The sequence below is a fragment of the Streptomyces sp. P1-3 genome (genome assembly GCF_050613155.1).
Classification (GTDB): domain Bacteria; phylum Actinomycetota; class Actinomycetes; order Streptomycetales; family Streptomycetaceae; genus Streptomyces.
Window position 1 is genome coordinate 206,005 of the sequence record NZ_CP192512.1, and the last position, 11,737, is coordinate 217,741.

Sequence of the window (11,737 nt, forward strand, 5' to 3'; positions counted from 1 at the left end):
CGGTTCGGGTCGTTCGCCAGTACCGCAGCCTCCTGCGGTCGTGTCATGCGGCCGCCTGGCCTGCCCGTTACGGATTCGCGGCCCCCAACGCACGTGACGGCTCGGCGTCCCAGCCTCCTCGACTCCCCCCGCCGCTCGACGGAAACGGATCCTTGCCATGAGCACGGCAATCGCACCTGTTCGCCAGCTCGATGCCCGCACGGTGGACGAACTGCGCCAAGCCGCGGAGAAGATACTCGACGAATTCGGCACCTCAGCCACATCTCCCCAGCTCCTGGAGCGGGTCGCCGAGGTGGCCGGTGAGTTCGGCGACACCCTGCGCCATCACTGCCGGCCCGTCGACACCGCGGACGGCCTCTTCGTCCTGCGCGGCCTGGACGTCGACGACGCCGCCGTCGGCCCGACGCCTGCCAGCTGGTCAACCGCCGGGGACAGCGGTGCCATCCACGACATCACGCTGCTGCTGCTCGCGACCGTGATGGGCAACCCCATCGCCTGGGAAGGCCAGCAGAACGGCCGGTTCGTCCACAACATCGTCCCGTCGCCCGGGCACGAGACCGAGCAGACCGGCGCCAGCAGCACCGTGCTCCTCAGCCCGCACACCGAGGACGCCTTCCACCCCGGCCGAGCGCACCTGTTGATGCTCGGCTGCATGCGCAACCACGACAACATCGCCACCACCGCCGCCAGCATCCGCAACGTCCGCCTCTCGGACGAGGACGTCGACATCCTCACGCGCCCGGCGCTGCCGATCCTCCCCGACGACGCCTATGCCGAGGCCCAGGGCTACGCCGACGAAGTCGCCCCGGCCGTACCCACCCTGTTCGCCACCGAGGACGGCCTGACGCTGCGCTTCGACCCGGCCTACACGCCGGTGGAGGAAGCGGACGAGACCTACCGGGCCGCCTACCAGCGCCTGGAGGCCGAACTCGCCCGCGTCTCGGTCGCGGTCAGCCTCGATCCCGGCGAGGTCCTCGTCGTCGACAACGACCTGGTCGTCCACGGCCGGGTGCCCTTCCAGGCCCGCTACGACGGCGCCGACCGATGGCTGAAGCGCGCCTCCGTCCGTGTCCCCGGACGGCGCACCCGCCCCCTGGCCGAAGCCGGCGAGCACGGCTACGGTCAGGCCGCCCTCGAAGCCCACGCCGCCTGAACACCCGCCCACGGACCGGAGGAACACCATGACCGACACCTCGACCACCTCCGCCGGCACCATCGCATCCGGCGACGACACACACCTGCGGATACTGTCGAAGACAGACCTGGCCGGGATAGAGATATCCCTGTCCGACGTGGTCGCCACCGTGGAAGGCGCCTACCGCACCCTCCACGCAGGCCAGTCGGACAACCCCCGCAAGCTGACGGTCAAGCCTCAGGACGAGCACTCGGTCTCCTACGCGATGCTGGGCCGTGACGGCACCCGCAACGTCGTCGCGATCAAAACCTCGTACAAGCACGGCCTGGACAAGGGCCGCGAGGAGCAGCACTACTACACGACGCTGAGCATCTACGACGACGTCACCGGCCTGCCGGTGGCGATGATGGACTGCTCCCGCATCGGCTCCCTGCGCACCCCGGCCGTCTCCGCGCTGCTCGCCCGCGAATGCGCGGCGCCCGGCGCCCGCAGCGCCCTGGTCATCGGCACCGGAACCCAAGGACGCCTCGCCCTGCCGTTCCTGCTCACCACCCTCCCGGATCTCGACCGGCTGATGCTGTTCGGCACCCACGCCGAGGGCATCGCCGCCGTACGCGAGCAGCTGCGCGCCCACTTCCCCGACCGGGACGTCGAGATCGTCACCGATCTGCGGGCCGCCGCCGCGGACGCCGACGTCATCGTCGCCACCGCCGGAGGCCACACGCCCGCCGCCGTCGAGGCGGGCTGGCTCAAACCCGGCGCGCTGTCCATCCTCGTCGGCCACGGTCTCGCCCCCTCGACCCTGCACCAGGCCGACCGCGTCATCGCCACCAGCGAGGCGCAGATGAACGTCACCGGCACCGACATGGCCGACGCGGACGGCAAGCTCCCGGCCGTCGACGCCGAGTTCCCGCCCGTGATCGCAGGCATCGCTGCCGGCCGCCGCACGGCCGAGGAGCGGATCTTCGCCTACAACAGCGGCCTGGTCGTCACCGACATCGCTCTCGGCCACCGTTTCGCGCAGCTCGCCCTGGACCAGGGCCTGGGCACCGAGGTGCCGCTGTGGAGTTGAGCGGACCCAGCTGGCCGACCCTGCCCGTCCTCCCCGACCCCGCCACGGACGCGGTCCTGGCCAGCGGACTGATCGAGGAGCTGTCGTACGCCTTCGGCGGCCCGTTCCACTTCCTGCTGCCGGACGCCTTCGACACCAACCTGCGCGCGATGCGGGAGGCTCTGGACGAGGCGGGCGTGGACGGCTTCGTGTACTACGCGAAGAAGGCCAACAAGGCCGCGGTGTGGATCGAACGCTGTGCCGCCAGCGGCGCGGGCGTCGATGTCGCCTCCGTCGGCGAGCTGCGCGAAGCCCTCGGGCACGGGGTGCGCGGCGAGAACCTCGTGGTCACCGGCCCGGCCAAGGGCACGGATCTGCTGCGCCTCGCGCTCCGGCACGGCGCGCTGATCGCCGTCGACGCGCTCGACGAACTCGACACGCTCATCACGACGGCCATGACGGGCACGGCGCGTCCCGCCCGGCTGCTCCTGCGCTGCCTGCCGCCGTCCCAGCCGCACAGCCGCTTCGGCATGAACCACGCGGAGCTGACCACCGCCATGGGCCGCTGTGTGCGGGCGGGCGACGCGGTACGCATGGAGGGCTTCAGCTTCCACCTGTCCGGCTACGCCATCCAGCCGCGCGCCGACCTCGCCGGCCACCTGGTCGACCTGTGTCTCAAGGCCCGCGTCCTGGGCCTGGAGGCCAGCCGGATCAGCATCGGCGGCGGACTGGCGATCAGCTACACCGACGCCGACAGCTGGCACACCTTCCTCAGCGAGCAGAACAGCGGCCACTACCACGCGGGCAAGTCGTTCAGCACCGCCGACTTCTACCCGTACCACTCCCCGGCCGCTGGGGCCGGGGCACTGCGGGCCCTGCTCGCGGCCCACCCCGAGGGCCGCGGTCTAAGCCTCGCCGAGCTGCTGAAGGACTCCGGCGTCGCCCTGCTGATGGAGCCCGGGCGCGCGCTGCTGGACCGGGCCGGCGCGACCGTGTTCCGGATCCAGGGCGTCAAGGACCGCGACGGCTATCAGCTCCTGACCGTCGACGGCACCAGCCTGAGCCTGTCCGAGCAGTGGTTCAACAGCGAGTACCTGCCCGACCCGCACCTGCTCTCCCAGAGTGCGGACGCCCCGGCCGGAGCGTGGCCCGCCAGCATCGGAGCCGCGACATGCCTGGAGTCGGACATGCTCACCTGGCGGAAGATCCCCCTCCCCCGCCGGCCCCGCACCGGTGACCTGCTGGTCTACCCCAACACGGCCGGCTACCAGATGGACTCCAACGAGTCGCCCTTCCACGACCTGGCCCTGCCGCCGAAGGTCGTCATCGATCACACCGAGCGGGCGCGCCCCCGCTGGCGGCTGGACCGCCACTTCACCTGAGCCGCCCCCCGTACCGTCCCCTCACAGGAGCTTTCGATGCCTGGAGCACTTCAGCGCCCCGCCGTGGTCTCCCGCGTGTCCGACCTCATCGGCTACACCCCCCTGCTCGAACTGGCCACCACGGATACCGGCAGCCGCCTGCTGCTGAAACTGGAGATGTTCAACCCGACCGGCACCGCGAAGATCCGCATGGCGCGCCAGATGGTCCTCGACGCGGAGGAGCGCGGCGAGCTGCGGCCCGGTGGCCGGATCATCGAGTCCACCTCGGGCAACACCGGCCTCGGGCTCGCCGTCGTGGCCGCCGAACGGGGCTACACCTTCACCGCCGTCGTGGACAACCATGCCTGCGCGGACAAGCTGCGCGGTATGAAGGCCCTGGGCACCGAGCTCGTCTACGTCGTCGACGACGGCACCGAAGAACTCGCCACCGCCGCCCGCGAGGAACTCGCCGAAGACATGGCCCGCGGCCAGGACAACACCATCTTCACCGAGCAGCACAACAACCCCAGCAACGGCGTCGGCTACTTCCCCGTCGCCCACGAACTGAACGAGGCCCTCGACGGCGGCATCGACGTCCTCATCGGAGCCGTCGGCACCGGCGGATGCCTCTGCGGCACCACCCGCGAACTGCGCAAACTCATACCCGGCTTCACCACCATCGGCGTCGAGCCCAAGGGCTCCATCGCCTTCGGCGGCCCCGCCCACGACTACTACCAGTCCGGCACCGGCACCCCGGAGGGCGCCGAGATCGGCGCCCTGGTCGACTTCGACCTCATCGACGAGGGCGTCAAGGTCGGTGACGTCGAAGCGTTCGCCACCTGCCGCGCGGTCGCCCGCACCGGACTGCTCATCGGCGGCTCGGCAGGGGGTGTCGTCTACGAGGCCCTGACCCGGCTGTCCTCCCTGCCGCCCGGTACGACTATGGTCGCGCTCGTCAACGACGGCGGAGAGAAGTACATGGACACGGTCTTCAACGACGACTGGATGCAATCCCGCGGCCTCCTCGATCCCGAAGCGGAACGGGACGTCGACGAGCTCCTCACCAAACTCCGCAGGAACCGGTAACCCCCATGCTGACCACTCTCCTCCGCGACAGCCGCGCCCTGGCCACCCTCGCCGTCCCACTCATCCTCACTCAGCTCGCCCAGGTGGCCCTGACCACCACCGACACCGTGATGATGGGCGTGCTCGGCACTCAGGAGCTGGCCGCCGGGGGCCTGGCCATCGTCATCTTCAACCAGCTGCGCACCATGGGCGTCGGCCTGGTCACCTCCGTCGGCAACCAGATAGCCTCGGCCGCCGCCCGCGTCGAGCGGGCCTCGGCCGCCACCGGCAAGGAGGAGAAAGCAGGAGGAGCGGAGCGCGAGGAAGTCCGTGCGATCGTCCGCGCGAGCATGGCCGTGGCCACACTCGCCGGCCTCGCCGGAGCCGTCCTCATGATCCTCATCGGCCAGGCCCTGACCTGGCTCGGCCAGGACGCCGACGTCGTCGAACGCACTCAGAGCATGCTCCTGGCTCTGGCCCCCGGCCTGCTGCCCTGCCTGTGGTTCCAGGCCATACGCCAGTTCACCGTCGGCATGCGGCGCCCCCAGGCCCTGCTCCAGATCACCATCGCCTCCGTAGCCGTCAACGCCGGTCTGAACTGGGTCCTCATCCACGGCACCTGGGGCCTGCCCCACCTGGGCCTGACCGGCATCGGCGTCGCCACCTCCACCGTCTACCTGCTGTCCTTCCTCGCCTTGTACATATCGGCGAGAAGGGACAGCGAACTCTCACCCCTGCTCACCCTCAACCCCGCCAAGGCAGACCCGGCCACCGTCAAGCGGCTCATCGGCCTCGGCGTACCGATAGCGGCCACCTACGGCTCGGAAGCCGGCTTCTTCTCCCTCACCGCCCTGATGGCCGGATCCTTCGGCCCGGCCGCCCTCGCCGCGCACACCGCCGTCAACCAGCTCGTCTACATCGTCTTCCAGGTCGCCGTCGGCCTCTCCCACGCCGCGTCCATCAACGTCAGCCGCGAACTCGCCCTCGGCCGCCCCGACGACGCACGCCGCATCAGGAACACCGCACTGGCCTGCGCGGCAGTCGTCATGACCGTCGTCGGCATCGTCTACTTCGCGCTGCCGCGGCTCGTCCTGGCCCCGTTCCTCGACTCCGACTCCGACCAGGCGCTCACCACCGCCACCCATCTGCTGATGGTCACCGCCTTCCTCCAGTTCTTCGACTGCGCGCAGAACATAGGAGTCGGACTCCTCCGCGGCCTCGACGACACCAAGAGCGGCTTCCGCATCACCCTCATCGGCTACTGGGCCGTCGGCCTCCCCGCCTCATGGCTCCTCGCCTACCCGCTGGGCCTGGACACCCTGGGCATCTGGCTCGGCCTGCTCACCGGCCTGGCCACCACCGCCGTACTCCTCCTGCGCCGGTACAGCCAAGGACTCGCCGATCGCATGAGCGAGCCCGTCCCGGCTTGACGGAACGGGCTGGCGGCTCGGTGCCGGTGCCTGCGGAAGTCCCGCGCCTGTCGACGACCGCTCCTCGGGGGCGGGCGGAGACGACGGGCGCGGGGAGCCGCGGTCAGTGGGGCGGGGTCAGCGCCCGGTCACCAGCTGGCGGCGGTCTTCGCGAGGACGCTGCGGAGGGCACGCCAGGAGAGGTCGGAGTACGTCGTGAACGACTTCTTCTCGTGCGGCGCGACTTCGTCGATGTAGTCGAAGGCGTCACGGGACTCCGGGTCGTGCGCTTCCACGGACAGTTCGTTCTCGTTGAGGTAGACGTGGAAGCTGGCCCCGAAGTCACCGGTGTCGTTCATCAGGGGCGTCGGGTTGGGGCCGCCGTCGAAGGGGCAGTACACCTTGTGCACCGCGTAGGTGTCCTTGCTCAGCCACGCGCACTGACCGGGAGTGAGGGTGACCAGGCCGCGCTTTTCGGCGTTCCAGTCGAGGCTGCCGTAGGACATCACATCGATCTGGCCCGCCAGGCAGTAGACGATGCCTGTGGTGTCGCCGTGCGAGTGCATGGGTGAGTAGTGCTGTGCCGGCCAGATCTCCAGTACCACCGGGGATCCGAAGTCGCCCTCGTCGGTTTCCTCGTAGCCGTGGGCCTTGGCGTCGTCGTCGTAGTGCCCCTTGCCTGTGCAGGCCACTCGGATGTACGGGGGGTGGCTCGGGTCGTTCTTCGCCTTGTCGATCAGGATCTCGCGCAGCAGCCGCGGCTTGGTGACCGTGTCCGGATCGAGGAGTTCGCGGATGGCCTGTACCTCCCAGGAGGCCAGTCGGATGTCGGCCGCCTTGCGGGCCAGGTCCATGACCGCGGGTGGCACCATGAGCTGCCGCACGTACTCGTCGAACGACGACGCCTGGTCGACGACCAGGGCGGGTGTCAGCTTTTCGGCAGCGACACGCAGCTCCCTTTCTTCCGCCTTCGAGACGTAGAACGGGGGCCCAGGATTCTCTGATGTCATGCCGGTGAGACTTCCTCCGACCTTCCGGACAGAAACGCCGTGTTGGCGGTTGATCGGTCATCTCGGCCCGATCCGGCCACTGTTGAATATCGGCGGATTCTTCCCCGCTCGAACGGAGGCGCGAGGGGTGTGTTGAGATTGGCCCGGATCCAGGCGAGTTGGGATGCCGAAGCCCTGACGGGGCGTACCGGAGAGACCGGGATGGTGACGGCGGTCAGCTCACCCAGGATGACGCGAAGGCCGCTCTTGCGTCCGCCCGGCGCCGGTGGCCCCGGTGACCCCCGGGCGGCCCTTCCCGGAGGGGCCCGGGCGGTCCCCCTGACGGCCTGACCCACACACCCCGATCCGCCCGGCTTGCCCCGATAATCCCGCGAGTGTATAATTTTTTGCTCGTTTCCCCCGCGCACCGTCCCGGGCGCCACAAGGGGGACAATGGGTGGTGCACGTCCATCGCCCGCCGTACCAGGAGAGCCACCGCCTTGTCACAGCACACCCCGCGCGCCGCCCACCCCGACCTGCAGGCCGACTGCGGGAACTGCTTCGGTCTGTGCTGCGTGGCGCTGCCATTCGCGCGCTCGGCGGACTTCGCCGCGAACAAGGCCGCGGGCACCCCGTGCGGCAACCTCCAGGAGGACTTCCGCTGCGGAATCCATGAGCGGCTGCGCGACAGCGGCTACACGGGCTGCACGGTGTTCGACTGCTTCGGGGCAGGTCAGAAGGTTTCCCAGGTCACGTTCAAGGGCCGCAGCTGGCGCGAGGAGCCGGAGTCGGCCCGCACGATGTACGAGGTGTTCCCCGTCATGCGGCAGCTGCACGAGCTGCTGCGGTACACCGCCGAGGCCCTGGACCTCGCGGCGGCCCGGCCCGTCCACCGGGACCTGCGCCGTGCCTACGACCAGATCGACGCGCTGACCCGGGACACCCCCGAAACCCTCCTCGCCGTGGATGTCGCCGCGCTGCGTGGGGAGGTGAACACGCTGCTGCTGCGCGCCAGCGAGCTCGCCCGCGCCGCGGTGCCGGGGCGGAAGAAGAACCACCGGGGCGCCGATCTCATGGGCGCGCGCCTGCGCGGCGCCAAGCTGCGTGGGGCCAGCATGCGGGGTGCCTATCTGATCGCCGCCGACCTCTCCGGCGCCGACCTGCGCGACGCCGACCTGATCGGCGCCGACCTGCGCGACGCCAACCTGTGCGGCGCGGATCTGACCGGTGCCCTCTTCCTCACTCAGCCGCAGCTCAACGCGGCCAGGGGCGACAAGGCGACCAGGATCCCGGCGAGCCTCCAGCGTCCGGCGCACTGGGCCTCCTGACGAGGTCCGCCACGTAGCGGCATCGGTCTGCCACCCCCCGTAGGGCCGACTCGCGAGGCGCATTAGTCTGACTTGCGACATCCGCTTGATACAGACTGTGCGACAAATGAGGAGCATGCGATGGCTGGGGGCGCTCTCCCGAACGAACAGATGCCTCTGTTCAATCCCTTCGCCGAGGGGTTCACCGACAACCCATACCCGCAGTACGCCCTGCTGCGGGAGGCCGCACCGGTCTACGCGCACCCGATGGGGTTCTGGGTGATCACCCGGTACCAGGACGTCTCCGCGCTCCTACGCTCGGGCGCGTCGGTCGAGCTGCGCAACGTCACCTCGGGGGCGATGGTCAACCTGCGGCAGAAGGACGAGTCGCGCAAGACCCCGCTCATCGACGGCTTCTCCATGATCGACCGGGACGCGCCGGACCACACGCGACTGCGCAAGCTGGTGCAGAAGGCGTTCACGCCGAGGTCGATCCAGGCGCTCGCGCCGCGCATCGGCGAGCTCGTCGACGAGATGCTGGACCGCATCGCCGACGCGGGGCGCGCGGACCTGGTGCCCGAGCTCGCGTCTCCGCTGCCGTTCACCGTGATCGCGGAGATGCTGGGTGCGCCGCCGACCGACCACGCGCGGATCCGCGAGCTGAGCGGCACGATGGTCCGCTCCCTGGAGCCCGTCGCCGATCCGGGTCTGATGCAGGCGATCGAGGCGGCGGACGAGGAGCTCGCCGGGATCACCGCCGAGATGATCGCCTGGAAGCGCCGCAACCCGTCCGACGATCTGATGACGGCCCTGATCGAGGCCGAGGAGGACGGCGACGCGCTGAGCGACGACGAGCTGGTCGCCCAGGTGCTGCTGCTCTACATCGCGGGCCATGAGACGACGGTGAACCTGCTCGCCGGCGGCACGCTGGCGCTGCTGCGCCACCCGGACCAGCTCGCCGCGCTGCGGGCGGACGCCTCGCTGATGCCGAACGCGATCGACGAGCTGCTCCGCTACGACAGCCCGCTCCAGTCCAGCCGGCGGATCACCGTCGAGCCGACCGTGCTCAGCGGGGTCGAGATCCCGGCGGGGTCGTTCGTGATCGCGGGTCTGGCCTCGGCGAACCGGGACGAGCTGCACTGGGGCCCGGACGCGGACACGCTGCGCCTGGACCGTGAGGGCGCCCGCGGGCACCTGTCGTTCGGCTCCGGTTCGCACCACTGCCTCGGCGCGTCCCTGGCGCGGCTGGAGGCGAGCATCACCTTCGAGCGGATGCTCCGGCGGTTCCCGGAGCTGGCCCTCGACGGCGAGGTGGCGTGGAACGGCCGTATCAACGTCCGCGGCCCGGCCTCGCTGCCGGTGTCCGTCGGCTAGCGCGCCGACGGCTGCCGTGGGGGCTCACCGGACCGGGGTCCGGTGAGCCCCCACACGTCGTTCCCTCACACCAGTGCGGGCGCGGTCCGGGTGGCTGCCCCGGTGGCGGAGGCAAGGCCCTCGCGCAGCTTCCGCATCGACGCGGTGTTGTTCCCGAACTGGTTGATCGCGAACGCGCCCCGGTAGTCCGGCCCGTAGCCGTGCCTGAGGAAGTTGACGAAGGAGCCGCTGGGGCTGAGGTCGACGAAGTAGTGGTGCTCCGGCGTGCGGAACGAGGTGGCCATCAGTTCGTCGAAACGCACCCGCCCCCGGACCACGTCCCACAGGTACGTGTCCCACCGCTCCAGCGAGTCGTCCTCCAGCGGACCCGCGTAGGCCGCAGAGTAGACGGGCATGCGGGGCCTGCTCACCGGAACGGCCCCGCCCATGCTCCGGCACTCGTGCCGGATGTCGTCGAGCAGCCCCGAGTGGAAGGCGTACCGGACGGGCAGCCGGACGGCGATCAGGCCCTCCTCGTCCAGGGCGGCCCGTGCCTCGGCCAGCCGCTCGCTCGCGCCGCTGACGACGAAGTTGCCCGTGGACCCGCCCGCGTAGTTGACGCCCGCCAGGGACAGGCCGCCGAACAGGTCCCGGCGCCGCTGGTAGAGGCCCGGGTCGGCGAGGACGCTGAGCATGCCGCCGGTGCGGCAGCGCAGCTTCAGCATGTGTGCCTGCTTCATGACGAGGTCCAGGCCGTCCTCGAAGGACATCGCCCCGGCGACGGTGGCGGCGATGTACTCGCCCAGGCTGTGCCCGAGCACCGCGTCGGGGTGGAAGCCCTCCTCGCGCAGTGCCTCGGTGAGGCTCCAGCCGATGCTGTAGAGCGCCGCGTGCGTCTGCAGGATGTCGTCGAAGTCCTGTCCGCGGCGCGCGTCGTCGAGGATCGCGGCGACCAGCGAGGTGCCGTTGGCCGCCTCGTACAGGGCGCTGCACCGGTCCATCGCGCCCCGGAACGCCGGGTGGGTGTCGTAGAGCTCCCGGCCCATCCGGTGGTACTGGGTGCCCTGTCCTCCGTACATGAAGACGATCTCGGGCCGCTGCCGCGTCCTGCGCGGGGCGCGCGGTTCCTCCTGGACCACGAGCCGCTCTTGGGCGGGGACGGGCGCCTGGACCAGGAGGCGCTCCTGGACGGGGGCGGGGTCGTGGACCGGGAGGGGGTCCTGGCGGATCCTGTCGGTGAGTTTGGTCAGGACGTTGCCCGGGCCGATCTCGTGGAACTCCTGGTGGCCCCGGCTCATCAGCCAGGAGATCGACTCGTACCACCTGACGGGGCTCGATATCTGCCGGGAGAGCAGCTCCGCGTAGCCGGTGGCCGGGTAGAGGCGGGCGGTGCAGTTGGCGACCACGGGGATGCGGAGTTCGCCGAGCTCGACCCCGGACAGGTAGCGGGCGAACGCCTCCTCCACGTCGGTCATGCAGCGTGAGTGGAAGGCCGCGCTCACGTTGAGCGGGATGAAGGAGCCTCCGGCCTCGGTGTAGGCGGCGCGGACCTCGGGCGCGCGGACCTCGTCGTAGGCGCCGGAGAGGACGCACTGCTGCCGCGCGTTGATGTTGGCGATGTCGATGTTCCGGTACGGCAGCCCGGCCAGGATCTCGCGCACCCGCTCCTGGTCCAGGTTGACGACCGCGGCCATCGCGCCCTTCGGGGCCCGGCTCATCAACTCGCCGCGCTCGCGCACCAGGTCGAGTCCCGTGGCGAAGTCGAAGGCGCCCGCGGCGAACAGGGCGCAGTACTCCCCCAGGCTGTGCCCGGCGACGGCGCCCGGAAGCTCTTCTCCGGAGGCGACGCGGTCGAGGTACTGCAGGGCGCTGACGGCGTAGAGCGCGGGCTGGGTGTACTCCGTCCTGCCCAGTACGCGGTCGGGGTCCTCCAGGCAGAGTCTGCGGAGCGAGTAGCCGAGGATCTCGTCGGCCTGTGCCACCAGGTCGGGGAACTTGGCGAACAGGTCTTCGCCCATGCCTCTGCGCTGCGAGCCCTGCCCGGGGAATACGTACACCGATTTCATG

9 protein-coding genes are annotated in these 11,737 nt (G+C 70.3%); 7 read left to right on the forward strand and 2 right to left on the reverse strand.

The genetic code is table 11. The features are described from left to right. The first annotated feature begins 157 nt into the window (after positions 1-157). From ACQUSR_RS00865 to ACQUSR_RS00885, 5 genes are read left to right on the forward strand one after another with little or no spacing between them, the layout of a single operon-like run. On the forward strand, positions 158-1,153 hold the full coding sequence (locus ACQUSR_RS00865; protein ID WP_431040572.1) for a TauD/TfdA family dioxygenase: 996 nt from the start codon (positions 158-160) through the stop codon (positions 1,151-1,153). A gap of 28 nt (positions 1,154-1,181) precedes the next feature. Continuing rightward, the gene (locus tag ACQUSR_RS00870; protein ID WP_431040573.1) at positions 1,182-2,207 is read left to right on the forward strand and encodes an ornithine cyclodeaminase family protein; all 1,026 of its coding nucleotides are present in this window, start codon (positions 1,182-1,184) and stop codon (positions 2,205-2,207) included. Next, complete coding sequence (locus ACQUSR_RS00875; protein WP_431047308.1) at positions 2,204-3,568, forward strand: Y4yA family PLP-dependent enzyme; 1,365 nt, start codon at positions 2,204-2,206, stop codon at positions 3,566-3,568. Before ACQUSR_RS00870 ends, ACQUSR_RS00875 begins: the two co-directional genes overlap by 4 nt. Before the next feature lie 36 nt (positions 3,569-3,604). Beyond that, entirely contained in the window at positions 3,605-4,633 is a 1,029-nt protein-coding gene (locus ACQUSR_RS00880) for a cysteine synthase family protein (protein ID WP_431040574.1), read from the forward strand. Between the two features lie 5 nt (positions 4,634-4,638). Next, positions 4,639-6,042 (forward strand): MATE family efflux transporter, encoded by a 1,404-nt coding sequence (locus ACQUSR_RS00885; protein ID WP_431040575.1) that lies wholly within the window; start codon positions 4,639-4,641, stop codon positions 6,040-6,042. A 128-nt stretch (positions 6,043-6,170) separates the two neighbouring features. On the opposite strand, the gene ACQUSR_RS00890 is transcribed toward ACQUSR_RS00885, so the two are convergent. Beyond that, positions 6,171-7,031 (reverse strand): hypothetical protein, encoded by an 861-nt coding sequence (locus ACQUSR_RS00890; protein WP_431040576.1) that lies wholly within the window; start codon positions 7,029-7,031, stop codon positions 6,171-6,173. A gap of 479 nt (positions 7,032-7,510) precedes the next feature. Between ACQUSR_RS00890 and ACQUSR_RS00895 the strand changes: the two genes are divergently transcribed. Both ACQUSR_RS00895 and ACQUSR_RS00900 read left to right on the forward strand, forming a co-directional pair. Next, complete coding sequence (locus ACQUSR_RS00895; RefSeq protein WP_431040577.1) at positions 7,511-8,338, forward strand: pentapeptide repeat-containing protein; 828 nt, start codon at positions 7,511-7,513, stop codon at positions 8,336-8,338. Between the two features lie 150 nt (positions 8,339-8,488). Then, complete coding sequence (locus tag ACQUSR_RS00900) at positions 8,489-9,691, forward strand: cytochrome P450 (RefSeq protein ID WP_431040578.1); 1,203 nt, start codon at positions 8,489-8,491, stop codon at positions 9,689-9,691. A 65-nt stretch (positions 9,692-9,756) separates the two neighbouring features. Here ACQUSR_RS00900 and fabD read toward each other — a convergent pair whose 3' ends face one another. Further along, complete coding sequence (gene fabD, locus ACQUSR_RS00905; RefSeq protein ID WP_431040579.1) at positions 9,757-11,736, reverse strand: ACP S-malonyltransferase; 1,980 nt, start codon at positions 11,734-11,736, stop codon at positions 9,757-9,759. Between the last annotated feature and the right edge of the window lies 1 nt (position 11,737).

Excerpts from the sequence above, each read along its gene's own strand:
- ACQUSR_RS00865 (WP_431040572.1), top strand. The coding sequence starts at position 158 with ATGAGCACGGCAATCGCACCTGTTCGCCAGCTCGATGCCCGCACGGTG.
- ACQUSR_RS00870 (WP_431040573.1), top strand. The coding sequence starts at position 1,182 with ATGACCGACACCTCGACCACCTCCGCCGGCACCATCGCATCCGGCGAC.
- ACQUSR_RS00880 (WP_431040574.1), top strand. The coding sequence starts at position 3,605 with ATGCCTGGAGCACTTCAGCGCCCCGCCGTGGTCTCCCGCGTGTCCGAC.
- ACQUSR_RS00885 (WP_431040575.1), top strand. The coding sequence starts at position 4,639 with ATGCTGACCACTCTCCTCCGCGACAGCCGCGCCCTGGCCACCCTCGCC.
- ACQUSR_RS00890 (WP_431040576.1), bottom strand. The coding sequence starts at position 7,031 with ATGACATCAGAGAATCCTGGGCCCCCGTTCTACGTCTCGAAGGCGGAA.
- ACQUSR_RS00900 (WP_431040578.1), top strand. The coding sequence starts at position 8,489 with ATGCCTCTGTTCAATCCCTTCGCCGAGGGGTTCACCGACAACCCATAC.
- fabD (WP_431040579.1), bottom strand. The coding sequence starts at position 11,736 with ATGAAATCGGTGTACGTATTCCCCGGGCAGGGCTCGCAGCGCAGAGGC.